At 69.9% G+C, this 23,157-nt stretch carries 21 protein-coding genes and 1 tRNA gene; 12 read left to right on the forward strand and 10 right to left on the reverse strand.

Translation table 11 applies throughout. The features are described from left to right. The first annotated feature begins 26 nt into the window (after nucleotides 1–26). On the forward strand, nucleotides 27–2,126 hold the full coding sequence (locus RM788_RS26830; RefSeq protein WP_315934536.1) for a bifunctional MFS transporter/dTMP kinase: 2,100 nt from the start codon (nucleotides 27–29) through the stop codon (nucleotides 2,124–2,126). Further along, entirely contained in the window at nucleotides 2,123–3,325 is a 1,203-nt protein-coding gene (locus RM788_RS26835; protein WP_315934537.1) for a DNA polymerase III subunit delta', read from the forward strand. The genes RM788_RS26830 and RM788_RS26835 overlap by 4 nt, the downstream gene beginning before the upstream one ends. 211 nt (nucleotides 3,326–3,536) lie before the next feature. Here RM788_RS26835 and RM788_RS26840 read toward each other — a convergent pair whose 3' ends face one another. From RM788_RS26840 to kduI, 3 genes are read right to left on the reverse strand one after another with little or no spacing between them, the layout of a single operon-like run. Beyond that, nucleotides 3,537–4,292 (reverse strand): IclR family transcriptional regulator, encoded by a 756-nt coding sequence (locus RM788_RS26840; protein WP_315934538.1) that lies wholly within the window; start codon nucleotides 4,290–4,292, stop codon nucleotides 3,537–3,539. Next, nucleotides 4,277–5,011, reverse strand: coding sequence for an SDR family oxidoreductase (locus RM788_RS26845; RefSeq protein ID WP_315934539.1), 735 nt, complete (start codon nucleotides 5,009–5,011; stop codon nucleotides 4,277–4,279). The genes RM788_RS26840 and RM788_RS26845 overlap by 16 nt, the downstream gene beginning before the upstream one ends. Before the next feature lie 8 nt (nucleotides 5,012–5,019). Next, entirely contained in the window at nucleotides 5,020–5,847 is an 828-nt protein-coding gene (gene kduI / locus RM788_RS26850; RefSeq protein WP_315934540.1) for a 5-dehydro-4-deoxy-D-glucuronate isomerase, read from the reverse strand. A 158-nt stretch (nucleotides 5,848–6,005) separates the two neighbouring features. On the opposite strand from kduI, the gene RM788_RS26855 reads away from it, so the two are divergent. Further along, nucleotides 6,006–7,622 (forward strand): L-lactate permease, encoded by a 1,617-nt coding sequence (locus tag RM788_RS26855; RefSeq protein ID WP_315934541.1) that lies wholly within the window; start codon nucleotides 6,006–6,008, stop codon nucleotides 7,620–7,622. Continuing rightward, entirely contained in the window at nucleotides 7,619–8,827 is a 1,209-nt protein-coding gene (locus RM788_RS26860; protein ID WP_315934542.1) for a glycoside hydrolase family 88 protein, read from the forward strand. Before RM788_RS26855 ends, RM788_RS26860 begins: the two co-directional genes overlap by 4 nt. A gap of 48 nt (nucleotides 8,828–8,875) precedes the next feature. Here RM788_RS26860 and RM788_RS26865 read toward each other — a convergent pair whose 3' ends face one another. After that, nucleotides 8,876–10,666, reverse strand: a complete 1,791-nt coding sequence (locus RM788_RS26865) for a hypothetical protein (protein ID WP_315934543.1) — start codon at nucleotides 10,664–10,666, stop codon at nucleotides 8,876–8,878. Nucleotides 10,667–10,786: 120 nt separating this feature from the next. Between RM788_RS26865 and RM788_RS26870 the strand changes: the two genes are divergently transcribed. Further along, nucleotides 10,787–10,860 (forward strand) — tRNA-Thr (locus tag RM788_RS26870). Nucleotides 10,861–10,937: 77 nt separating this feature from the next. Here RM788_RS26870 and RM788_RS26875 read toward each other — a convergent pair. Next, nucleotides 10,938–11,453 carry a pyridoxamine 5'-phosphate oxidase family protein gene (locus tag RM788_RS26875; protein WP_315934544.1) on the reverse strand — a complete coding sequence of 172 codons (516 nt, stop codon included), beginning with the start codon at nucleotides 11,451–11,453 and terminating at the stop codon, nucleotides 10,938–10,940. Nucleotides 11,454–11,534: 81 nt separating this feature from the next. On the opposite strand from RM788_RS26875, the gene RM788_RS26880 reads away from it, so the two are divergent. From RM788_RS26880 to RM788_RS26895, 4 genes are all read left to right on the forward strand, one after another. Continuing rightward, nucleotides 11,535–11,903 (forward strand): hypothetical protein, encoded by a 369-nt coding sequence (locus RM788_RS26880; protein WP_315934545.1) that lies wholly within the window; start codon nucleotides 11,535–11,537, stop codon nucleotides 11,901–11,903. A 311-nt stretch (nucleotides 11,904–12,214) separates the two neighbouring features. Next, a complete protein-coding gene (locus RM788_RS26885) occupies nucleotides 12,215–13,075 on the forward strand; it encodes an IclR family transcriptional regulator (protein WP_315934546.1) in 861 nt (286 codons plus the stop codon). Nucleotides 13,076–13,078: 3 nt separating this feature from the next. Beyond that, nucleotides 13,079–14,443: a hypothetical protein gene (locus RM788_RS26890; protein ID WP_315934547.1), complete on the forward strand. Its 1,365-nt coding sequence runs from the start codon at nucleotides 13,079–13,081 to the stop codon at nucleotides 14,441–14,443. Nucleotides 14,444–14,708: 265 nt separating this feature from the next. Next, nucleotides 14,709–14,888 (forward strand): hypothetical protein, encoded by a 180-nt coding sequence (locus tag RM788_RS26895; protein ID WP_315934548.1) that lies wholly within the window; start codon nucleotides 14,709–14,711, stop codon nucleotides 14,886–14,888. On the opposite strand, the gene RM788_RS26900 is transcribed toward RM788_RS26895, so the two are convergent. The 4 genes from RM788_RS26900 to RM788_RS26915 all read right to left on the reverse strand — a co-directional run bounded on the left by RM788_RS26900 (nucleotide 14,875) and on the right by RM788_RS26915 (nucleotide 18,049). Next, nucleotides 14,875–15,888 (reverse strand): TIGR03617 family F420-dependent LLM class oxidoreductase, encoded by a 1,014-nt coding sequence (locus RM788_RS26900; RefSeq protein WP_315934549.1) that lies wholly within the window; start codon nucleotides 15,886–15,888, stop codon nucleotides 14,875–14,877. The genes RM788_RS26895 and RM788_RS26900 overlap by 14 nt on opposite strands. A gap of 19 nt (nucleotides 15,889–15,907) precedes the next feature. Further along, a complete protein-coding gene (locus tag RM788_RS26905; protein ID WP_315934550.1) occupies nucleotides 15,908–16,594 on the reverse strand; it encodes an excalibur calcium-binding domain-containing protein in 687 nt (228 codons plus the stop codon). Between the two features lie 154 nt (nucleotides 16,595–16,748). After that, on the reverse strand, nucleotides 16,749–17,504 hold the full coding sequence (locus RM788_RS26910) for an excalibur calcium-binding domain-containing protein (RefSeq protein ID WP_315934551.1): 756 nt from the start codon (nucleotides 17,502–17,504) through the stop codon (nucleotides 16,749–16,751). A 92-nt stretch (nucleotides 17,505–17,596) separates the two neighbouring features. Then, nucleotides 17,597–18,049 carry a DUF4442 domain-containing protein gene (locus RM788_RS26915; protein ID WP_315934552.1) on the reverse strand — a complete coding sequence of 151 codons (453 nt, stop codon included), beginning with the start codon at nucleotides 18,047–18,049 and terminating at the stop codon, nucleotides 17,597–17,599. 167 nt (nucleotides 18,050–18,216) lie between these two features. Here RM788_RS26915 and RM788_RS26920 point away from each other — a divergent pair, with 167 nt between their 5' ends. Together RM788_RS26920 and RM788_RS26925 are read left to right on the forward strand one after the other, a co-directional pair. Beyond that, nucleotides 18,217–18,732: a MarR family winged helix-turn-helix transcriptional regulator gene (locus tag RM788_RS26920; RefSeq protein WP_315934553.1), complete on the forward strand. Its 516-nt coding sequence runs from the start codon at nucleotides 18,217–18,219 to the stop codon at nucleotides 18,730–18,732. Next, nucleotides 18,732–20,414 carry an MDR family MFS transporter gene (locus RM788_RS26925; RefSeq protein ID WP_315934554.1) on the forward strand — a complete coding sequence of 561 codons (1,683 nt, stop codon included), beginning with the start codon at nucleotides 18,732–18,734 and terminating at the stop codon, nucleotides 20,412–20,414. Before RM788_RS26920 ends, RM788_RS26925 begins: the two co-directional genes overlap by 1 nt. 212 nt (nucleotides 20,415–20,626) lie before the next feature. Here the strand turns inward: RM788_RS26925 and RM788_RS26930 are convergent, their stop codons facing one another. Then, on the reverse strand, nucleotides 20,627–21,130 hold the full coding sequence (locus RM788_RS26930) for an inorganic diphosphatase (protein ID WP_315934555.1): 504 nt from the start codon (nucleotides 21,128–21,130) through the stop codon (nucleotides 20,627–20,629). Between the two features lie 163 nt (nucleotides 21,131–21,293). Here RM788_RS26930 and dacB point away from each other — a divergent pair, with 163 nt between their 5' ends. Continuing rightward, complete coding sequence (gene dacB, locus RM788_RS26935) at nucleotides 21,294–23,141, forward strand: D-alanyl-D-alanine carboxypeptidase/D-alanyl-D-alanine endopeptidase (protein WP_315934556.1); 1,848 nt, start codon at nucleotides 21,294–21,296, stop codon at nucleotides 23,139–23,141. Nucleotides 23,142–23,157: the final 16 nt, after the last annotated feature.

Here is a 23,157-nt window from a genome sequence, read left to right on the forward strand (position 1 = left end):
GCTGATCGCCGGGTGGCCAACAGGGGGTGGACAACATCCAGGACAGCGACACCGCAGGTCAGCCCAATCCGGGCGGGACGGGCGCGGCTTCAGCGACCCATCGATTGCGCAGCGTGCTGGCGATCCGGCCGTTCCGCAGGCTGTGGGGGGTCACGTACCTGTGCAGCGTCGGCGACTGGCTGTCGCTGCTCGCGCTGACGGGTCTGGTCACGAAGCTCGCCGAGGGCTACCGGTGGGAGGGCTTCGCGCTCAGCGCGGTCGTGCTCACCCAGCTGCTGCCCGGCATCCTGTTCGCGCCGCTCGGCGGTGTGCTGGCCGACCGGTTCGACCGCCGCAAGGTCATGGTCCTGTGCGACCTGGCGCGCGGCGGCCTGTTCCTGTCGATCGCGTTCGTCGGCACGGCGTGGTGGCTGTTCATCGCCAACTTCCTCGTCGGCTGCTGCGCGATGCTGTGGATCCCGGCCAAGGACTCCGCCGTGCCGAACCTGCTGCGCAGGCCGGACCAGGTCGAGTCGGCCAACCAGCTCGGGCTGGTGATGACCTACGGCATCTCCACCATCAGCGGCTTCGGCCTCTACGCGCTCATCTCCGGCATCCCCGGCTACCTGCACCTGACCGACCGCGACGACGTCGTGTTCACGGTCGCGACCATCGCCGTGGTCATCAACGGCCTGCTCTACATCACGTCGGCGCTCCTGGTCGCGACCCGCATCCCCGAGCTGTCCGGCCGGGCGGTCTCGTCGACGAGGAAGCAGGCGGCCGAGGACAAGGTCGGCTTCATCGCGATGATGCGGGACGGCCTGCGCTACGCGTGGCGGACCCCGCTGGTGCGCGGCCTGGTGACGGGCATGATCGGCGCGTTCGCCGCAGCGGGCGCGGTCATCGGCTGCGCCAAGCTGTACGCGCTGAGCCTGCTCGGCGGCGACAGCGCGTTCGGCCTGCTGTTCATCGCGGTCTTCGTGGGCCTGGCGAGCGGCATGGCGCTGGCGCCGAGGTTCGCCCGGCGGCTCACCTACAACCGGCTGTTCGGCCTGACGATCGTGTGCGCGGGCCTGAGCCTGGCGATCGTGGCGCTGGCCCCGCACCTGTGGGTGGCGCTGGTCGCCGTCGCCCTCGTCGGCGGCACCGCGGGCATCGCGTTCCTGACCGGTCTGACGATCATCGGCTCGCAGGTCGAGGACGAGATGCGCGGCCGGATGGTCGCCCTCGTCCAGTCCCTGATGAAGATCATCCTCGGTCTCTCGACCGTCGTGACGCCGCTGCTGGTCACGGTCGTCCAGCCGCGCACCATCACCGTGTTCAACCACCCGCTGCACGTGGACGGCACCCGCCCGGTCATGTTCGGCGCCGGCGTCCTGGCCGCGGTCGTCGGCCTGATCGCCTACCGCCAGATGGACAACCGGCGGACGGAGCCGATCTTCTCGGAGCTGTTCAACGCCATCCGCGGCAAGTCGAAGTCCTCCGCGGGCCTGCTGATCACCGTCGAGGGCGACACCCGCCGCGACACCGGCGTCCAGGCCCGCAGGCTGTCCGACGCGCTGCGCGCCGCGGGCCACGACGTGCTGCTGGCCAGCGACCCGGAACTCGACGAGCGGCGACTGCGCAGCATGTTGTCCACCGTCGACCTGGCCGGGGTGCGGGCGCACGCGCTGGTGGCCGCGGCCGTGCGCGCCGACGTGGTCGAGCGCGAGGTGCGGCCCGCGCTGGACAGCGGCGCGCTGGTCGTCATGGAGCGCTACGTCGACAGCCCGCTGGCCCACTTCAGCGCCGTCGGCAGCGTCGAGCGGTCCGAGGTGGAGGGCCTGGTCGACTGGGCCACCGGCAGGCTCCGCCCGGACGTCACGATCCTGCTGGACCGCTCACCGGTGACGATGCCCGAGGACCTGCTGAACGAGACCGTCTTCGGCAAGCCCGCCACGCGGGCCATCGACAACATCGAGCACCATTGGCGCGTGCAGCGCCTGCTGACCGAGATGGCCTCGGCCGACCCGGACCGCTACGTCGTGGTCGACGCGGACGGCACCGAGGACGAGGTCGCGGAGCGGGTGCGCGTCGCGGTGCTCCCGCTGTTCGCGGAACGCCGCGTCCAGGCCGAGCCCGTCGCGGAAATTGTGGAGACCACGTGAACACGAGCGTGTGGGCCGAGGTCGTCGGCCAACCCGCCGCCGTAGAGGTGCTGAGCGCCGCCGCCGAGGCGGCCGCCACGATCGTCGCGGGCGGCACGCCGCCTCCGGGCAGCATGACGCACGCCTGGCTGTTCACCGGCCCGCCCGGCTCGGGCCGCTCGGTCACCGCCAAGGCCTTCGCCGCCGCGCTGGAGTGCACCGCGACCGACGACCGCCCCGGCTGCGGCGCGTGCTCCGGTTGCCACACCACGATGGCCGCCACCCACGCCGACGTCCGCTTCGTCGCCCCCGAGGGCCTCTCCATCTCCGTCGCCGAGATGCGCGCCCTCGTCCAGTCCGCCGCCCGCAGGCCCACCGGCGGCCGGTGGCAGGTGGTCATCATCGAGGACGCCGACCGCCTCACCGAAGGCGCCGCCAACGCCCTGCTGAAAGCGGTCGAGGAGCCCCCGGCCCGCACGGTGTTCCTGCTCTGCGCCCCGTCGGACCACCCGGAGGACGTCTCCGTCACGATCCGCTCGCGCTGCCGCATCGTCCCGCTCGGCACACCCCCGCCGTCCGCCATCGCCGACGTGCTCCGGTCCCACGACGGCGTGTCCGCCGAGATGGCGGACTGGGCCGCGTCCGTGTGCGCGGGCCACGTCGGCCGCGCCCGCCGCCTGGCCGTCGACGAGCAGGTCCGCGTCCGCCGCGAGTCCGTGCTGCGCATCCCGCTGGCCGTCCGCCGCCCCCAGGACGTCTTCACCTGCGCCGACCAGCTCGTCGCCGCCGCCGAGGGCGACGCCACCACCGCCAACGAGTCCCGCAACGAGGACGAGCGCAGCGCACTGGAGACCGCCATGGGCGCGGGCGGCACCGGCAAGGGCACCGCGGCCGCCACCCGCGGCGCGAAGGGCGCGATGAAGGACCTGGAGAAGCGCCAGAAGTCCAGGGCCACCCGGACCCAGCGCGACTCCTACGACATCGCGCTGGTCGACCTCGCGGGCTTCTACCGCGACGTCCTGGTCACCGCCACCGGCTCCCCGGCCCGCCTCAACCACCCCGACCGCGCCGCCGACTCCCGCACCGCCGCCGAAGCCTGGACCCCCGAGTCGACCCTGCGCCGCCTCGAAGCGGTGCTGGCCTGCCGCGAGTCGCTGGAGATGAACGTGAAGCCCAGGATCGCCATCGACGCCCTGGTCACAGCCCTGCACCACGGCTGAGGTCTACAGCGCTGAGGTCTACAGGGCTGAGATCCATGGGGCTGAGGTCCACGCGGGACCAGAGGTCCCCCGAAATTGCGGTCCCCCCGAACAGAACGGTACCGGCGGCCACCGACAAAACGAGGACTTCCGTTTTTGTCGGTACCCGACGCTACTGTTCTGTTCGGGGGATCCGAAAAATCGGGCGACCTCTGCGCCAGCGTGAACTCCGCTACTCCACGTACCCCAGAGCCGTGGACACCGCCTCGGCCGCACCCAGCACCCGCGGTCCAAGTGCCGCCAGCTGCTCCATCGTGTGCTCCATGGCCAGGGTCGACGCCGACACACCCCCGACCACCGCCCCGGTGTGGTCCCGCACCGCCGCTCCCACGCACCGGATCCCGACCTCGTTCTCCTCGTCGTCGAACCCGTACCCGGTCCGCCGCACCTCGGCCAGCTCCGCCCGCAACCGGTCGACGCTGGTGATCGTGTTCGGCGTGCGCCCGGTCAGGGTGATCCGCGCGATCAGCGCGTCCAGCTCACCGGCGGCCATCGACCCCAGCACGGCCTTGCCGATCGCGGAGCTGTGCACCGACAGGCCCATGCCCAGCCGGGACGGCATCCGGTAGGGCTTGTCCGCCTCGACCTTGTCCACGTAGACGAGTTCGTCGCCGATCACCATCGCCATGTGCACGGTGCACGACGACTCCTCGCGCAACGCTCGCAGCGCGGGCCGAGCCCGTTCCACGGTGTCGACCGGCCGGAGCACCTTCCCGGCCATGACCAGCACCTTCGGGCCCGCGAGGTAGCCGCCGTCGGAGCGGACGGCGGCGAAACCGCGGTCGACCATGGCCTGGAGCAGCCGGTGCACCGTCGACTTCGGCAGCCCCGTCACCCGCGCGATGTCGGTGATCCGGGAGTGGTCGGCCAGCGCCTCCAGCACGGCCAGCGTCTTCTCGACGGCGGTGTCCGTCACCTGCTCAGCCATCCGCCGTCGACGACCAGCACGTGCCCGTTCACGTAGTCCGACGCCGCGCAGCTCAGGAACACCGCGGCGCCGACGACGTCCTCGGGCGTCCCCCACCGCCCGGCGGGTATCCGCGCCCGGATCGCGGGCTCGCGGTCCGGGTCGGCTCGGAGGTCGGCGGTGTTGTCGGTGGCGATGTAGCCGGGCGCGATCGCGTTCACCTGCACATTGTGCGGTGCCCACTCGTTGGCCAGCGCCTTGGTCAGCCCGGCGACCGCGTGCTTGCCCGCCGTGTACGCCGGAACCGTCACCCCGCCCTGGAAGCTCAGCAGCGAGGCGATGTTCACGATCTTCCCACCGCCGCCGTCGAGCATCCGCGTGCCGACGATCCGGCTCAGCTCGAACACCGAGTCCAGGTTCACCGACAGGACGCGCCGCCAGTCCGCCAACGACACGTCGGCGGCGGGCTCGCGGTGGATGGTCCCGGCGTTGTTGACCAGCACGTCGATCCGGTGCTCGGCGAGCACCGGCTCCAGCGCGGGCCCGATCGCGGTCGGGTCGGCCAGGTCCACGGCGACGCGGGCGACCACGGCGTCGGAGTCCCAGCCGAAGTCGGGTGTCCGCCCGAGCAGCACCAAGCGGGCGCCCGCCTCGGCCAGCCCGAGCGCGATCGCCTTCCCGATGCCGGTCCGGGCGCCGGTGACCAACGCGGTGCGTCCGCGCAGGGAGAAGAGTTCCACGGGGCTCCCTACCGGAGGTCGGACACCGCGACGGGCTCGACGTCGTCGTAGGCCTGGTTCTCCCCGGCCATGGCCCACACGAACGAGTACGCGTGCGTCCCGGCTCCACTGTGGACGGACCAGCTGGGGGAGATGACGACTTCCTCGTTGCGCACCAGCAGGTTCCGGGTCGCGTGCGGCTCGCCCATCAGGTGCACCACGCGGTGGTCGGACGGCAGGTCGAAGTACAGGTAGGCCTCGGTGCGCCGGTCGTGCGTGTGCGGGGGCATCGTGTTCCACACGCTGCCGGGCGCCAGCGTCGTCATGCCCAGCACGAGCTGGCTGGACCTGATCCCGTCGGCGTGCACGAACTTCCGGATCTCCCGCACGTTCGCCGTCGCCTGCTCGCCGAGCGCCAGCGCGTCCACGTCCGCGAACCGGGCGACGGCCGTGGGGAAGCTCGCGTGCGACGGCGTGGAGAACAGGTAGAAGCGCGTGTCCTCCTCGTCGGCCTGGAACCGCACGTGCAGCGCGCCCTGTCCGACGTAGAGGCAGTCGCGGGCGTCGAGCCGGTGCTCGGTGCCGTCGACCGCGACGCTCCCGGACCCGCGCACGACGACCACCGCCAGTTCGCGCCGGGCGAGGAACGTCGACGCGCGCAACGCGTCGGCCGTCTCCAGTTCGAGCGGTCGGCCGGGCAGCGGGACGGCGCCGCCGACGATGACCCGGTCCTCGTGGGTGTAGACGGTCCGCACCTCGCCGGGCGCGAACAGGTCCTCCACCAGGAAGTGGGCGCGCAGCTGGTCGGTGTCCAGCGCGGGGAGCTGCGCCGGATGGGTCGCGTGCCGGATTTCCATGGCTGTGATGCCTTCCGATTGCGGCTGTCCAGTGACACGATGTGGTCGGTCCGTTCATGGAACTACGTTCTACTGGGCGGAACAAGTGTGGTCTCGTCACTTCGCCGCCGCCGGTGACGAGTCGGTTTCGCAGTGCGCCCGAAAGGCGGCGGTCGACGATGTACCAGCAGAACCCCGACCCGACGGGGTCCCTACTCCTGTCCGCGCTCCTGGCCCTGGTACCGCTGGTGGCGGTGCTGGTCCTGCTCGGCGGGTTCAAGTGGAAGGCGCACTGGGCGGGGCTGACCGCGCTCGTGCTCTCCATCGGCGTCGCGGTGGCCGTGTACTCGATGCCGGTCGGCACGGCGCTCAACGCCGCGTCGTTCGGCGCCGCGACCAGCGTCCTGGTGGTCCTGTGGATCACCTTCAACGCCATCTGGATCTACAACCTGACCGTCGAGAGCGGGCACTTCACCGTGCTGCGCCGCGCGTTCAGCTCCATCAGCGACGACCCGAGGGTGCAGGCGATCGTGATCGCCTTCTCGTTCGGCGCGCTGCTGGAAGCGCTCGCGGGCGGTGGGGGACCGGTCGCGATCTGCTCGGTCATGCTCATCGCCCTCGGCGTGGCGCCGATGAAGGCGGCCGCGCTCGCGCTGGTCGCGGACACCGCCCCGGTCGCGTTCGGCGGCATGGGCAACCCGATGACCGTGCTCGGCACCGTCACGGGCCTGCCCGCCGAGCAGTTCGGCGCGATGGCGGGCAGGCAGGTGTCGCTGCTCGCGGTGCTGGTGCCGTTCGTGCTGGTGCTGATCGTCGACGGCAGGCGCGGCCTGCGCGACGTGTGGCCGATCGCCCTCGCGGCCGGGCTGTCGTTCGGCGTCACGCAGTACCTGGTGTCGAACTTCGTGTCCTACAAGCTGTGCGACATCATCGCGGCGATCGTCTCCGTCGGCGCGGTCGTCCTGGCCGTGCGGCTCCGCAAACCCGCGCCCGTCCCCGTCCCCGCAGCGGCTGGCGGTGGTGGCCCGGTCGACGAGGACCAGCTGCGGGGCAACGACTCCCGCCGCGACGTCGCCACCGCGTTCGCGCCGTACGCGATCATCGTGGTCATCTTCGCGCTGGCCCAGATCACCGCCGTGAAGGACCTCCTGGAGAAGGCGACCACGAAGTTCGCCTGGCCCGGCCTGCACATCACCGCGCCGAACGGCAAACCGGTCGCGACGGTGTTCACGCTCAACCCGTTGTCCGCCACGGGAACCCTGCTGCTGGTGTCGGGCCTGCTCTCGCTGCTGGTGCTGCGGATCGGCATCGGCGGGGCGCTCCGGATCTACGGCCGCACGATCAGGCAGTTCAGCTGGGCCATCCTCGCGATCCTGGCCGTGTTCGCCCTGTCCTACGTCATGAACTTCTCCGGCCAGATCACCACCCTCGGCGTCTGGCTCGCGGGCACCGGCGCGTTCTTCGCGTTCCTGTCACCCGTGGTCGGCTGGTTCGGCGTCACGATCACCGGCACCGACGCCGGCTCCAACGCCCTCTTCGGCACCCTGCAAACCACCGCCGCACAACAACTCGACGCCTCCCCGTTCCTGTTCGGCGCCTCGAACAGCTCCGGCGGCGTCATGGCCAAGATGATCTCGCCCCAGAACCTGGCCATCGGCACCGCCGCCGCGGGCCTCGTCGGCAGGGAGGGCGACCTCTTCCGCAAGGTCTTCGGCTGGAGCGTGCTGCTGCTCCTGCTCATGTGCGTTCTGGCCTACCTGCAATCGACCCCGATCCTCGGATGGATGGTGCCATGACAGTCACCCGCCGTACCTTGCTCACCTCGGCCGCGGTGGCGGCCGGAGCGACCACCGTGACAGGAGGAACCGCGTTGGCGCAAGAGCCGGTGCCCGGCCCGGAGGCGTTGCGCGGCGCGTTGGACTACGCGGTGTCGAAGGTGCGCGTCACCGGGCCCGCGATCAGCACGTTCCCGGAGATCACCAGGGCCGAGAAGTGGACCTACGTCGCCGACGGCGGCTGGGTCGGCGGGTTCTGGCCGGGCACGTTGTGGATGGCGTACCTGGACACCAAGGACGAGCAGTTCAAGCAGTTGGCGTTGGCGGCGTCGGAACGGCTGTCGCCGCGCAAGGACGTCGCGCGCGACCACGACATGGGCTTCCTGTTCTACCCGTCGTGGGTCACCGCGTGGCGGCTGACCGGGGACGTGAAGTGGCGCGACGGCGCGATCAAGGCCGCTGACGGGCTCATCGGCCGGTTCAACACCGCGGGCCGGTTCATCCGGGCGTGGGGTGCGCTCGGGACGCCGAACGACGCGGGCCGGTCGATCATCGACACGATGATGAACCTCGACCTGCTCGCGTTCGCCACCACCGAGACGGGCGACCGCAAGTACCTCGACATCGCGGTCGCGCACGCGAAGTCGACGCAGCAGAACTTCGTCCGCCCGGACGGGTCGACGCCGCACGTCTTCGACTACAACCCGATGACCGGCGCGCCGATCGGGCAGAACACGGTGCAGGGCTACAGCCCGACGTCGGCGTGGTCGCGCGGGCAGTCGTGGGCGATCTACGGGTTCACCACGATCCACCGCCGCACCGGTGACGCGTCCTTCCTCGCCACGGCGCGGAAGCTCGCGGACTTCGCGCTGAGCCAGCTGACGCCGGACAACGTGCCGGTGTGGGACTACCGGGCCCCGCAGGCGCCCAACGACATCAAGGACTCGTCGGCGGGCGCGATCATGGCGGCGGGTCTGCTCGACCTGGCCAAGGTGACCGGCCGCGCCCAGTACCGGGACGCGGCGCTGCGGATCCTGCACGGCCTGACCAGGGACTGCCTCACGAAGAAGTCGACGCGCGCGGAGGCGGTGCTGGCGCGGGGCACCCGCAACCGGCCGTCGGAGGACGGCGTGGAGGTGTCGCTGCCCTACGGCGACTACTACTTCATGGAGGCCCTGCTCCGGGTCCTCAAGCCCACCGAGATCTCGCGCGCCATCGGCCTGTGAGGACGTGAACCGGTTGGGAGGAGTCCAAGCCTCCCAACCGGTTCGGCCCTAGCCGTCGGACTCGCGCTCGGCCTTGGGGTTGGCTTCGGCCTCGGATTCAGGCTCGGTTCCGGACGGGCTTTCGGCCTCGGTCGTGCTTCCGGTTTCCACCACCGCCTCCGGCTCGGTCGCGTCCTCCGGTTCGACAGCCGATACCGTTCCGCCCGCCATCGCGAACTCGTCCTCACGCCGACGCGCCCCCGGCATCGCGGACACGATGACCACCCCGGCCAGCAGCAGCGCCGTGCCCAGCCAGAAGATCGGGATCGTCCGGTACGCGGCGGTCGTGTACGCCAGCGGGATGGTCGGCTTCTGCGGCTGCCCCGGCGAGGGCTGACCGCCAGCGGGCGGCGTCGTCGTGCTGCCGCACTGCACCCCGCCCTCCGGCGCTGCCGCCCGCACGATCTGCTCGCCCAGCGACACCTGCGCCAACGCGGACGGCAGGTCCGGCAGGCCGAGCGCGTCCGTCGGCAGCAGTTGCAGGTCCAGCAGCCGCGCGGTGGCGCCGAGCGTGAACCCCTTGAACACCGGGCCGCCCTGCGTCAGCGGCCCGTCGATCGCCGCCTTCTTCTCGTTGAACTGCGCGATCTGCAACCGGATCACGCCGATGTCGAGCTTCTTCAACTCCGCGGGCACGTCACCGCCGGACGGCAGGACCCCGCCGATGACGGGCAGCTTCGGCAGTTCCGGCAGCCCGCCGACCGGGATGCCCACCGGGATCTCCAGCTGCGGGTGGGCGGCGTCCAGCGTGCCCAGTTCCTTCCCGCCCTGCGACACCTTCAGCACCGGTGCCGTGTACGTGATCGACGAGGTCGCCTCGGCGCCGGTCGCGAGCGCCACCAGCGTCGGCTGGCTCACCACGTCGATCCGGACCTCCATCGCCGTGCCCGCGAGCAGCCGCACGCTGGTGGCCTGGAGGGTCGACGTGGTCTTCACGGCCTTGTTCGCCGAGTCCGGCAGGTCGACCAGTTCCACGGTCGAGTGCGCGGTCAGCGTCTCCGGCAGGCTCAGCAGCGAGCCCTTCTCGCCGGTGTCCGGTGTGCCCGACAGCAGGCCGCCGAGCTGGCTGAGCGGCCCCGTCAGCTGCTTCAGGCCGTCGATCAGCGACTGCTTCGCCGCCGCGTCGAGCTTCGGCGTGTCCTTCGTCAGCATCCCGGTCAGGTCGGGGGAGGAGGGCAGCGTCGGGATCGCGTTGAGCACCGACAGGCTCCCCAACGACGTCGTCGCGTCGCTCAACGGCTGCACGCACGGCCCGACCTTGTCGTCCCACCGCGCGTGCACGCTGCCGTTGAGCGCGCTCACTTTCAGCAGCGCGTCCAACGGCGTCTTCGGCAACGCCAACCCGCTGCTCAGCCCCTCGGCGTTGTCCGGCCCCGCCGTCTGCGCCAGCGAACCCGGCGTCTGCGGCGCCCGCCCCTGCACCGCGAACCCGAGCGGCGAGGCCTGCGCCACCGACCGCTCGAACGCCAGGAACGCCTCGGTGTTCACCTGCGCGCTCGCCAACCCGACACCGAGCTCGGCCGCCGCCTGCTTCGGCAGCTCCTCCCCGAACCCCGGCAGGATCGTGTTCGTCTGCGTCGAGTCCGGCGCCAACCGCACCACCGCCAACCCCGTACCCGCGTCCCCGATCGCGTGCGCAAGCGGTTGCGGCCCGTTCGGCGCCGAGATCGGCGGCTGCGACGGGTCCACCGGACCGGGGATCGGCGTGGTCGCGGGCGGTTGTGCGAAGGCGGGTGACGCGCAGAGTGCCAACAGCGCTGCGGCGGTGGGCATGGCCAACGCGAGCCGGCGTCTGCGCATGTGGAAGGTCCTCCTCGGCGGTGCAGAACGTGCGACCGGGGTGAGCGGCGTCACGAGAAGACTAACGAGCGCCCCCCTGTTCGGTGACGCTCTCCGCTTCCGCTATAGTTATCGCGTCTCGCCGCCTTAGCTCAGTCGGCTAGAGCGGTTCACTCGTAATGAACAGGTCATCGGTTCGATTCCGATAGGCGGCTCTGGTGAGATGCAGGTCAGGCCCGGCGCATTCGTGCGCCGGGCCTGACTGGTTCCCGGGGTTTTCCGCGTGCCGGTGTCAGTCGGCGGCGCGCCAAAACTGGCGTGGTGCGTAGCCCTCGCGGCGTAGCCAGTGCTCGGTGTAGACGATCCGCTTGGCCGCCACCACGACGAGTGGCCCGGTCGGGGGTTCGTCGAGGGGCAGGGAGCGTTCGACGTGGTCGGACTGCCAGCGGAACGCGGACCAGTGGTCGTCGTGGTCCGGGGACTCCGGGGTGAGGACGCGGGCTTCGCCGAAGAGCTGGGCGCCGCGGCTGCTGGCCTGGCCGACCAGCGGGGCGAACACGCCGATGGAGATCCTGGGGTCCGCGGCGATGTTGCGCATCTTGGGGGAGCGGGGCGCCGCGGTGAACATGACGGTGAAGTCGAGGTGGTAGTAGCGGACCGGGGTGGCCAGCGGGCCGTTCGGGCCGGTTGTCGCCAGGACGCACATGTTCTGGGATGACAGGAGGTTCAGGATCCGCTCGGAGAGGCGGGAGCGGTCGAGTCGGTTCTCAGGGGCCGGACCGGCGAGCCAGGGGTTCGTCACGGGCATGGTCGACCTTATCGGTGGAACTCGGCCGGGCCCGCCTGCGTTGAACGGGTTTCCGGGGGAGAGGGCGTGGGGGACATGCCGTTGAGCGCTGTGGTTCGCGAACGGTGTCGGGCGCTGCTGCCGCCGGGCACGGAGATCCGCTACCTGTTCCCGGCCACGGCCGGTTCGGTGGTCTCGTTCGCGCGGAAGCCGTTCATCGTCGTGGTGACCGCCGAGAACGTGATCATGCTCGAGTGCAGCTGGCTCAGCCACGACCGGCCGAAGGCGGTGCAGTGGACCTACAACCGCGGCATCCGCCTCGGCCCCGTGGACACCGCGTTGGATCCCACCTTCACCATCGACGGCACGCCGTTCCAGACCTGGGACGAGTACGTACCGGTCATCGTGGCGGCGGACGCCGAGGTCCGCGACGCCGACTTCGGACCACCGGACCCGCTGCCGGACCTCTAGCTGCCAGCAAACTGGCTGCCGGGTGTCCTTGCTCATCGCCTCGCTGGGCATCACCTGCGGTGAGCCGTGGGCGGGGATGGCGAATACCGGCAGGTCGGACTGACCTTTTCCAAGGTAAATCGGTCATAGACCGCTATTCTGTGGCATTGGGAATAGTGTGGCACCGCTTCCGTTGGACGGAAGATTTTTGTACAGCATTTAACGAGCGACCCGCTGATTTGCGGATTTCCCGTTGAGTACCGATCGCGCTTCCGCTGGACGGAAGCGAACTCTTTTGGGACTCGTTCCCTTGATGGATCCTCGGTGTCGGCGTGTTGACTCACCAAGCGCTTGGTGTCCGCATCGACAACAGAGCAGTGATGGCGAGAAATTACCAGGGCCGTTCGGTGACTTCACGTGCGCTCGATCTGATCGGAGCGTTCGACGTGAAGCATCCAACACTGACGCTGACGGAACTCGCCGCCCGCTGCAACATGCCGCTCGCCACGGCACATCGCCTCGCCGGTGAGCTGGAAGCGTGGCACGCACTCGACCGGGACAAGAACAACCGCTACCAGATCGGCACGAGGCTGTGGGAGATCGGTCTGCTTGCGCCGGTTCCGAGTCGACTTCGGGAGATCGCGCTTCCATTCATGCAGGACCTCTACGAGAAGTGCAAGGAGAACATCCACTTCGCGGTTTCCCATGGGCGGGACGCGCTCTACATCGCGAAGCTCACCGGTCACAGTGCGGTGGACATAATTTCCCGGGAAGGGTCCCGGCTGCCCTTGCACTCGACCGGTGTGGGGAAAGTGCTACTCGCTTTTTCGGCGAAGGAAGCTGTTGACACCTACTGCGCCCACCCGCTGACGCGGTGCACCAAGCACACCATCGTCGAGCCGGGCAGGCTGCGCAGGGAACTCGCGCTGACCCGTCATCGGGGTTACGCGCTGACCAATGAGGAGATGACCCTGGGGTCCTGTTCCATTGCTGTTCCCGTCTTCGACGCCAATGAAGTGGCCGTCGCCAGCCTCGGGATCGTCGTGCACAGCGTGATGAAGAATCTTGACAAGTTCCTCCCGCAGCTCAAGGTCGAGGCCGCCAAGATCGCCGCCAAGATGATCAAAGCCAGGTGCGATCCCTATCCGGGTTTCCTGCACGACGTGCCCATGTCGCTCGAAAAGGAGGGTTGACCAGTGCAGTGGGACCAATGGGTGGTATCGGTCACCAGCGGTGTCTCGGTGGCTTCGATACTCGCTGCGGCGAGGGCCACGTGGGTGCGCAGGCAGGTTCCGAAGGCGCTGTCCCGTTCGGTCGGTCGGCGCAACTATGTGGCGGAAGTGCTGCAAATCTCCAGGCAGAGCGGGGTGGAGAAGCTTGAGGCGTTCGTGCCGAACCTGGAGCCCGCCAACGGCAAGCACGCCCTCGAAGAGGTGCAAGTGGCCTGGGAGGAGATCAACGGAAGGCGCGGTGCGCTGATCATCACGCGGGACAGCGATGACTGCATCAAGGGCGGTGTGGAATTGCTGGGTAAAGGTATCGAGACGCGCATAATCCGATCGCACAACGCGGACGACCTTTCGTACCACGTATTCTCCGGCAAAACGCACCACACCGTGCTCAACCATAAGAGCGATGGGCGCGACCACCCCAACATCATGACCGGAATATCGCCGGCCAAGGTTTTCCAGGCGCACTTCCAGGACGCCTGGGCGGTCTCGTCGCCGATTGAATCCGTGCTGGCCGAGCAAATACTGGGCGAACTCCGCACCAATGGTCGAGGGGAGATCGTGGACCACTTCCGCGACCTCAGCGCCAGGTACTCGCTCGGTCCGGTGGCAGAGCAGGCCGTGCTGCGCCACGTCGCTTTCCGGCATTCGGTGCCCGTCGTGTTCGTGACCGGGCTGCCCGGCGCGGGGAAATCGCTGGTCCGACGCAGGCTCGCGGCGAAACTGGGGTCACTCAGGTTTCAGGTCGAGCAGCTCAGCGACTACGTGTATGCCTTCCACGATTTCGTCCACGCCGTGATGATGCTCGACGAACAACGTGGGCAGGGGTTCTCGGCCGAGCTCGGTGGAGCGTTCAAGGTCGACCACGAGGAGAACCTGCACCCGGCGCTGCACGCGTTGGCGCACCAGGTGTCCAAGAACCGCGGGGAAGCCTCGATCACGCTCGTCGAGTTCGCGCGCACGGATGTCGTCTCGGCACTTAAGGTCTTCGACGCGGAACTGTTGTCGAACGCCCACCTGATCTACGTGCGCGCGTCCGCCACGACCCGTTCCGGCAGGCTGGACTCCCGTGCGCAGCCGCCCAGGATCCGCATCGCCCCGTCCGGGCTCAGCATCGTCGTGCCGGACGACCACCGACTGCCGAGTTCTGCCAAGTCGATGTACCTGACTGACGATTTCGACCAGGTGCGGGTGCACGAAGGCATAGCGGACCGCGTTCACATCATCGACAACGAGATCCATGACCCGACGTTCGCCAGGCTCGACGAGAAGCTGGACAGGTTCGTCGAGGACGTCGTGAGGCCCTATCAATCATTGGGGGTTGCCGTGTAGCCGTCGACCGGTCGTGCGAGCACCCCTTATGCGTTCACCAAATGGGAAGCGCGGCGACCAGTGACAAGCTTGTGACCTGGTGTTCTTCCGCTGGCTGCCGTACTCGGTAACACTTCCGGGTGAGCGGTCGAAGGTGATCTCGAGTGGGTGATCCGGTCGTGGCTGTCCTCCGGTGCGCTTCGGCTGCTCCATCGGGGTGGCCTTCGGCTGATCGCCGTAAGCGGGGTCCGACTCGGTCGTCGCCCTGCCGGAGGAGGCGATGACCATGATTCCGACGCTCTTGATGACGATCCTGCTGCTGCCGTTGGCCCTGGTGGCGGCACGGGTGGGCAGGCGCAGGTGGATAAGGCGGTGCGGGGTGGCTCGGGTGCGGGCGGAGTTGGCGCTGTTCCACCACGGGCTGGGGGACGTGCCGACGGGGCGGCACCGGCTCACCCGGTTCTGAGGGCGTTGAACACGCGGTTCCACCTGGCCGGGTCGTCGCGGTGGGGGACGTGGCAGGAGGCCCTGGTGGTGATGTCGCCGTAGCGGGCCAGCAGTTCCGCGCCGACGTGTTCGGGGTCGCCGACGACGGCGAAGGCGTTGAGCACGTCGTCGTCGACGGCGGCGGTCATCTCGTCCCACCTGCCCCGTCGCGACAGGGCGTGCAGGTCGTCGTGCAGGGCGCCCCAGCCGTGCAGGTCCAGCACCTTGCGGTAGGACGGGGTCGAGCCGTAGAAGGCGATCTGGCGCCTGGTCTCCGCGACGGACCGGTCGAACGCCTCCTGCGTGGTGCCGGTGGCGATGAACGACGGGCCGCTGATCTCCAGGCCCGCCAACGGTTTCCCGGCTTTGGCACGGCCGCGCTCCAGCGCCGGGATGGTGATCTCGCGCAGGTACCGCTCGGTGGTGAAGCTGTGGCACAGGAAGCCGTCGGCGACCTCGCCCGCGACCTCCGTCATCAGCTCGCCGACACCGGCCAGGTACACCTTCGGCGGTCCGTGCGGGTTGGGGCCGGGGTCGAAGAACGGCGTCATCACGGTGTGGGTGGAGAACTCGCCGCGGAACCGCAGCCGGTCGCCGGTCTCCCAGGTGTGCCAGATCTCCCGCATCGCCAGCACGAACTCGCGCATCCGCGCGGCGGGCCTGGACCACGGCATGCCGAACCGCTTGGTCACGTGCGTCTCGACCTGCGAGCCGAGCCCGAGGTTGAACCGGCCACCGGTGAGCAGTTGCAGGTCGTTCGCGAGGACGGCGGTGCTCATCGGGTTGCGGGCGAACGCGACCGCGATCGACGTGCCCAGTTCGATCCCGGACGTCCGGCCCGCCGCGGCGGCGACCGCGACGAACGGGTCGTGCTTGGCCTCGGCCACCCAGAATCCGTCGTAGCCCGCGGCCTCCGCCTGCTCGGCGGTGTTCCCGATCTCCCGCGGGTCGAACTCGACCTCGACGCTGTCCACCTTCATGGGGTGGTTGTACCAGCGGCTACCGCTCGCAGGCGACGCCGTCCCCGTCGGGGTCCAGGCGCTTGTCGTACCCCGGCTGCCCGGTGCGGAGCGGGGTGACGCCCGCGGCCTTGGCCTCCGCGCAGTTCTTGTAGGTCGAGTCCGATTGCGACTCGAGGGAGTCCTCACCGCCGCACGGGTCGCCCCACAGGCCCGCGCCGGACTGCTCGGCGGCGGACTGCGCCGACCGGAGCGCCGTCGTCGACCCCGGCTCCGCGCGGCCCATGCCGCGGCGCACCGCCTCGACCGCGAAGTCCGACCCGTCCGGCAGCAGCACGGTGACCGCGAGCCCGACGGTCTTGCTGTACCGCACGGTCTTGCCGCCCAGCGAGGTCCTGGTGAAGTCGGCCGCCGCTTGGGCCCAGCACTCGCCCGGTTGCGCGAGCCCGGCGATCTGCACCTGCCCGCCGTCCGCGTCGACCACCGTGCGGCCGTCGACGACGTTGTTCACCTGCAACGACAACAGCGCGGGCGGGTCCGTGGTCGTGGTGGTGGCGGACGTGGTCGCGGCGTAGCTGTAGGGGACTCCGGTCGCGCTGACCTCGGCGGCCGCGGGGAGCGTTCCAGCCGTCCTGGCACCGCACCCGCCCGTCAGGCAGGCGATCACGAGCAGGACCGGCAGGGCACCGCGCCGTCCGGAAGCCGACGCGGAGGTGGGACTGCGCACGCCATCCTCCAAGGGCGCGCCCGTCGCGCCTGTGTTCGGGTCATCGCGTTTGGACATGCGCAGTGTTACGCGGATCACAGGAAGTTGCACGTACAACTTCCATCCGGCCCGATCCGCCGTCCGGGCGGATCGGGCCGGGTACCCCGGAAGTCGTTCACTCGCAAGCGATGCCGTCACCGTCGCGGTCCAAGTGGGACCCGTATCCCGGTTCGCCGCGGTGCAGCGGGGTCACGCCCGCGGCACGCGCCGCGGTGCAGTTCTTGTAGTACGCGCTCGACGCGGGCGGAGCCGGTGCCGGTGCAGGCGGTGCGACGGGGGCGGGCACGGGCGGTGCGACGGGAGCTGGCGGTGGCGCGACGGGCGCGGGCGGTACGACGGTGTCGGCTCCCTTGCAGGTCCCGCCCCACAGTCCGAGTCCGGCCTTCTCGGCGACGGCCTGCGCCGAGGTCAGCGCGGAGCCCGCGGTGGACTCGGCGCGCGCCATGCCCTTGCTCAGCGCGGAAACGGCGAAGTCCGTGCCGTCCGGCAGCAGCACGCCCGCGTGGTCGCCGACCGCGGTGACGAGCGTGATCTGCTTGCCGCCCAACGAGGTCGTGGCGAAGTCGGCCGCGGCCTTCGCCCAGCACTCGCCGGGGGCGGCGAGTCCGGACACCAGGACGCGCGCGCCGCTCGCGTCGACGATCGTCCTCCCGTCCACGACCTCCCGGACGCGCACCGGAGGCGGTGCGACCGAGGAGGACGTGGGGGAGGTGCTGGTGGTGGAGCCGGAAGTGGAGGAAGCCCGGCCGGAAGCCGCGACGGCGGTCGACGGGTCCTCGGCCGATCCGCATCCGGTGGCGCAGGCGGCGACGAGCAGGAACGGGATGGCGCCGCGCCGCCAGCGGGCTAACGCGGGGGATGAGCTGGACACGCGACTCCTCAAGCGGCGCGGTGGTCGCGCCTGTTGCTGGAGGATCGCGTGCACGTGCATCCGACGTTACGGGTGTCACCCGTACGGTGGCTTCAGCGGTTGATGCGCAGCGTCCAGGTGACGACCATCTCGGCCGTCGTCACGCCTTCGGCGTCGGTGAGCGCGACGTTCACCGGGAACTCGGGACGGGTGCCGGAGTCCAGTTCGGCGATCACCTCGGCGGCGGGCCTGCCGAGCACGGCCTCCGCGCGCAGCACGCCCGCGGCCACCTTCTTGTAGGTGATCTCGGCGCGCGCGACCAGCGGCGTCGCCTTGGCCATGTGCTGGGAGAACGCCGCGAGCACGACGGCCCCGGACGCGGTCTCGCCGAGGCCGAACGTCATCGCCGCGTGCGGCCCGCCGACGTGGTTGCGGAACTCCGCGCGGTCGGGCAGTTCGACGACGACCCGGTCGCCGCCGACCTCGATGAACTCGATGCCCGTGGTCGCCGCCCACGGCACGCCCTGCTTCATCGCGTCGGCGACGTACGAGTAGTCCTGGCTCATGCCCAGGATGCTACCGGTCGGTAACCCCGTTGCCCACCCGTTGGCGATCACCCCCTGAGACGTGGCTCACCCGTAATTCATTTGCTTCTCTAGGCCATCCGAGTTCATGCTTGTATCCAGCAACTAGTTGGGTGATGCAAGCAACGGAGTGTCCGATGGTGAACCCGGTGAGTGACACGGTGGGTTCGTTCGACGCGGAACCCGAGCTGGAGATGGCCGATCGGGTCGGCATGGCGATGGTCCGGTTGAACAGGATGACGGCGTGCGTCAACGCCCAGGCGGCGAAGACGGGCATGGAGAAATCCGCCTTCATCCTCCTCGCGACACTCGTCCACCAGGGACCGATGCGGTCGAGCGCGCTGGCCGAGGTGGTCTTCTCCGACCCCTCGACGATCAGCCGCCAGGTCGCCGCCCTGGTCAAGGACGGGCTTGTGGAACGCCGTGCCGATCCGGAGGACGGCCGGGCCAGTGTGCTCGCCGCGACGGGGACCGGCGAGCAGCTGCTGCAGGAACGCAGGCGCATGCGCAACGTGGCCATCGCGCGGATGTTCGAAGGTTGGTCGGATCCGGACTGGGTGCGGTTCGCCGAGTTGTTCGAGCGCTTCGTGGGCGACTACGAGAGCGCACTACCGAGTTTTTTGTCTGAGAGCGGGCTGGGGCCGCGCTCAGGAGGGGAGAAGTGATGTCGAAAACGGTAGCCAGAACGGAGGCTCAGCCCGCGGGCGAGTCGCTGCTCACACACCGTCAGATCCTGACGATCCTGTCCGGTCTGCTGCTGGGGATGTTCCTGGCGGCGCTGGACCAGACGATCGTCTCCTCGGCGATGAAGACCATCGCCGACGAACTGCAGGGCCAGACCCTGCAAGCCTGGGCCACCACCGCGTACCTGATCACCGCCACGATCACGACGCCGCTCTACGGCAAGCTGTCGGACATCTACGGCCGCAAGCCCATGTACCTCGCCGCGATCGGCCTGTTCCTGGCCGGTTCGCTGCTGTCCGGCATCGCCACCTCGATGTACGAGCTGGCCGCGTTCCGCGCGGTGCAGGGCCTCGGCGCCGGTGGCCTGATGTCGCTCGGCATGGCGATCCTGGCGGACATCACGTCGCCGCGCGAGCGCAGCAAGTACTCCGCCTACTTCATGGCCGTGTTCGGCGTGTCCAGCGTCGCGGGCCCGGTCGTCGGCGGCCTGTTCGCGGGCATGGACTCGTTCGCTGGCATCGCCGGCTGGCGCTGGGTGTTCCTCGTCAACGTGCCGATCGCGCTGATCGCGCTCGTGGTCGTGGCCAAGGTCCTCAACGTCCCGCACAAGCGGGTCGACCACCGCGTCGACTACTGGGGCGCGGCGCTGCTCACCGTCGGCCTGGTGCCGCTGCTGATCGTCGCCGAGCAGGGTCGCGAGTGGGGCTGGGGCTCCGCCGCGTCGCTCGCGATGTACGCGGTCGGCGTGCTCGGCCTCATCGGCTTCGTCTTCAACGAGAAGCGCATGGGCGACGAGGCTTTGCTGCCCCTGCGGCTGTTCCGCAAGGCGACGTTCTCGCTCGGCAACACGATCAACTTCATGATGGGCATCGGCATGTTCGGCGGCATGATCTCGCTGCCGCTGTACCTGCAGATCGTCAAGGGCGAGTCCGCGAGGGACGCGGGCCTGATGCTGCTGCCGCTGACCTTCGGCATCATGTCGGCGGCCGGGATCAGCGGTCAGGTGACCGCGAAGACGGGCCGCTACAAGATCTTCCCCATCGCCGGGTTCGCGTTGATGGCGGCCGCCCTGTTCGCGTTCAGCACGATCGGCACGGACACGCCGACCGCGTTCACGCTGACCGTGATGTTCTTCATGGGCGCCGGTCTGGGGCTGTGCATGCAGACCCTGCTGCTGGCGATCCAGAACGACGCCGAGCCGAGGGACATGGGCGTCGCGACGTCGTCGGCCACGTTCTTCCGCCAGATCGGCGGCACCGTCGGTACCGCGGTGTTCCTGTCGATCCTGTTCAGCAGCGTCGGCGACAAGATCGGCAACGCGCTCACCTCGGCGTTCGGCAACCCGGACTTCCAGGCCGCGCTCGCCAAGCCGGAGAACGCGCAGTTCGCCGAGGGCCTCAAGGGCGGCGGCGGTTCCGGTGTCGACCTGAACAACACCGAGTTCCTCAAGACGCTCGACCCGGTGCTGGCGCGGCCGTTCCTGGACGGTTTCTCCGGCGCGATCGACACCGTGTTCCTGGTCGGCGGTGTCGTGGTGCTGATCGGCTTCGTGCTCGTGTGGTTCCTCAAGGAGGTCCCGCTGTCCATGCGTTCCGGTCTGGAGCGGATGAACGACGAGAACGCGGCGAAGGAAGCGGCCGCACCGCCGCTGCCGATTCACTAGATCGTGTGAAACGGAAGAGCCCCGCACCTCAAGAGGTGCGGGGCTCTTCCGTCTGCCGACAAGCCATCCACGGCTTTTGCGAGGCCGCGTCGGTAGGTCGGTCACCATTTTTCCGGCGCCGGAGACGAAGTCCCCGGCACCGAAAAAATCGAGGCCGACCTACCGACTTCCCGGCGGCCGAGCCCCCGATCCGCGGAGCGGTCGGAGAAGGCTCAGTGGTCCTCGCCGCGGGCGACGGCGTCCTTGAGGCGCTGGTATGAGCGGACGACCTCGGCCTCGGCCTCGACGCGCCCGACCCAGCTGGCGCCCTCGACGCTCTTGCCGGGCTCGAGGTCCTTGTAGACCTCGAAGAAGTGCTGGATCTCCAGCCGGTAGAACTCGTTCAGGTGGTGGATGTCGCGCAGGTGCTCCGACCGCGGGTCGTCGGCGGGGACGCAGAGCAGCTTGTCGTCGCCGCCCTTCTCGTCGGTCATGCGGAACATGCCGATGGCGCGCGACTTGATGAGGCAGCCGGGGAACGTCGGTTCCTGGACGATCACCAGCGCGTCGAGCGGGTCGCCGTCCTCGCCAAGGGTGTTGTCCACGAACCCGTAGTCGGCCGGGTACTGGGTGGCCGTGAACAGGGTGCGGTCCAAGCGGATGCGACCTGTCTTGTGGTCCATCTCGTACTTGTTGCGCAACCCCTTGGGGATCTCGATGGTGACGTCGAACTCCACTGCGCGTCCTCGCTCGTCTCGCCTCGTCGTCCTGAGGTGACGCCGCGTATGCGACACCCTCTGCTGTTGCGCCACTAGTGTGGACTACGACGTCCGCGCGAACCGCATCGTGGTGGTTGCCGACGGGTGTGAGATTGCCCTTACAAGATCTACGGAGGATCGCGTGCCCGGACCTGGCGACCCCGATTCCGGTGTGCCGGACGAGCTCTCGTGGCCCACCGAGGACGACGACTCGGGGGTGTTCGAGGTCGCTCCGCAGGCGCCCGCGGACCCGCCGAAACCGCCCTCCGATCCGCCGACGGTGATATCGAAGGTGCCGCCCAAGCCGCAGGCCGATCCGCCGACGGTGCAGGTCCAGCGGCCGAAGCCGGTCAAGCCCGCGCCGCCCGCGCGCCCCGCGGACCCGCCGACCATGCGGATCCAGGTGCCCAGACCGCAGCCGAAGCTGCCGCGGCTCTCCCCGCCGCTGCGCCCGGTGGTCCAGCCGGGTCCCGCGGAGCCGAGGGCGCTGCCCGAGCGGATTCCCGCGCAGTTCGAGCAGGTTCCGGCCGCCGAGCCCGCGCAGGAGACCGCCGAGCTCTCGAAGCCCGCACCGCCCGCGACGGCGGATACGCCCGGTGACGCCCCGAAGCGCCGCAAGCCGCTGCTGCTCGCCGGCGCGCTGGTGCTCGTGGTCGCCCTCGTCGGCGGAGTGGTGTTCGCCGCCAACCAGCTCGACTGGTTCGGCGGCACGGTCGCCTCCACCACGCAGCCGCCCGCCCCGCCCGCGGCGGTGTCGCTGTCGGTGAAGGGCGTCGCCAAGGACGCCCCCACGCCGAGCGCCTCCGGCATCAGCGCCGCGTTGGCGGGCCCCGCCGCCGCCGGGGTGCTCAGCCCGTTGACCGGGGTCGTGATCGACCCGGCCACCGGCACGACGCTGTGGCAGCAGGGCGACACCACGCCGCTGGTGCCCGCGTCCACGATCAAGATCCTGGCCGCCGCCGCGGCGCTGCTGTCGGTCGACCACACCGCGCAGCTGTCCACGAAGGTCGTCCAGGGCGATTTGCCCGGCACCGTCGTGGTCGTCGGCGGAGGTGACCCGACGCTGTCGTCGCAGCCCGACGACGTCACCACCGTCTACCCCGGCGCCGCCACGCTCGACGACCTCGCCACCCAGGTCAAGGCCAACACGACCGGTCCCGTCACGGCGGTCCAGTTCGACCTCGGCCGGTACGCGGGCGAGGGTCTGGCCCCCGGCTGGGACCCCGCCGACATCCCCGGCGGCTCCATCACGCCGATGGTGCCGTTCATGGTGGACGGCGGCAGGCAGGACCCGATGAACCCGAACAGCCCGCGCACCTCCACGCCCGCCGTCGACGCCGCCACCGGACTGGCGCAGCGGCTCGGCGTGGCCACCGCGACCCCCGGCACGGCGCCGTCCGGCACCGGCGCGAAGGTGCTGGGCGAGGTGAAGTCCGCGCCGATCGACCGGCTCGTCGAGAACGCCATGCAGATCTCGGACAACATCCTGGCCGAGGCGCTCGCCCGCGAGGTCGCCGCGGTCAACGGCCAGCCCGCGTCGTTCGAGGGCGCGGCCAAGGCCGTCAAGGACGTGCTGACCAAGAACCAGTTCGACGTCGGCGGGACCACGGTCGTCGACGCCAGCGGCATGTCGCCACAGAACAAGATCCCGGCGAAGCTGCTCGGCCAGATCATCGAGGTCGCGGCGAAGCCGGACGCGAGCGACCCGCGCACCGCGAAGCTGCGCCCGCTGCTGACCGCCCTGCCCGTCGCGGGCGGCAGCGGCACCCTGGCGAGCCGGTACCAGACGGTCGCGTCGAGCGGGAAGGGCTGGGTGCGCGCCAAGACCGGCACCCTGACCGGCGTGAACTCGCTCGCGGGCGCCGTCGTGGACACCGACGGCAGGCTCCTGGTGTTCGCGTTCATGTCGAACAGCCCCGGCAGCGCCGACGAGGTCCGCCAGGCGCTGGACGTCCTCGCGGCCACCCTGCGTGGCTGTGGTTGTCCTTGATGGGGCATCCGGTCGA

Origin of the sequence: Umezawaea sp. Da 62-37 (assembly GCF_032460545.1) — a bacterium.
GTDB lineage: Bacteria > Actinomycetota > Actinomycetes > Mycobacteriales > Pseudonocardiaceae > Umezawaea.

Coding starts and splice junctions, on each gene's coding strand:
- RM788_RS26875 (WP_315934544.1), bottom strand. CDS start 11,453: ATGCCCGTGACGAACCCCTGGCTCGCCGGTCCGGCCCCTGAGAACCGA.
- kduI (WP_315934540.1), bottom strand. CDS start 5,847: ATGGAAATCCGGCACGCGACCCATCCGGCGCAGCTCCCCGCGCTGGAC.
- RM788_RS26865 (WP_315934543.1), bottom strand. CDS start 10,666: ATGCGCAGACGCCGGCTCGCGTTGGCCATGCCCACCGCCGCAGCGCTG.
- RM788_RS26855 (WP_315934541.1), top strand. CDS start 6,006: ATGTACCAGCAGAACCCCGACCCGACGGGGTCCCTACTCCTGTCCGCG.
- RM788_RS26840 (WP_315934538.1), bottom strand. CDS start 4,292: ATGGCTGAGCAGGTGACGGACACCGCCGTCGAGAAGACGCTGGCCGTG.
- RM788_RS26860 (WP_315934542.1), top strand. CDS start 7,619: ATGACAGTCACCCGCCGTACCTTGCTCACCTCGGCCGCGGTGGCGGCC.
- RM788_RS26895 (WP_315934548.1), top strand. CDS start 14,709: ATGATTCCGACGCTCTTGATGACGATCCTGCTGCTGCCGTTGGCCCTG.
- RM788_RS26915 (WP_315934552.1), bottom strand. CDS start 18,049: ATGAGCCAGGACTACTCGTACGTCGCCGACGCGATGAAGCAGGGCGTG.
- RM788_RS26900 (WP_315934549.1), bottom strand. CDS start 15,888: ATGAAGGTGGACAGCGTCGAGGTCGAGTTCGACCCGCGGGAGATCGGG.
- RM788_RS26925 (WP_315934554.1), top strand. CDS start 18,732: ATGTCGAAAACGGTAGCCAGAACGGAGGCTCAGCCCGCGGGCGAGTCG.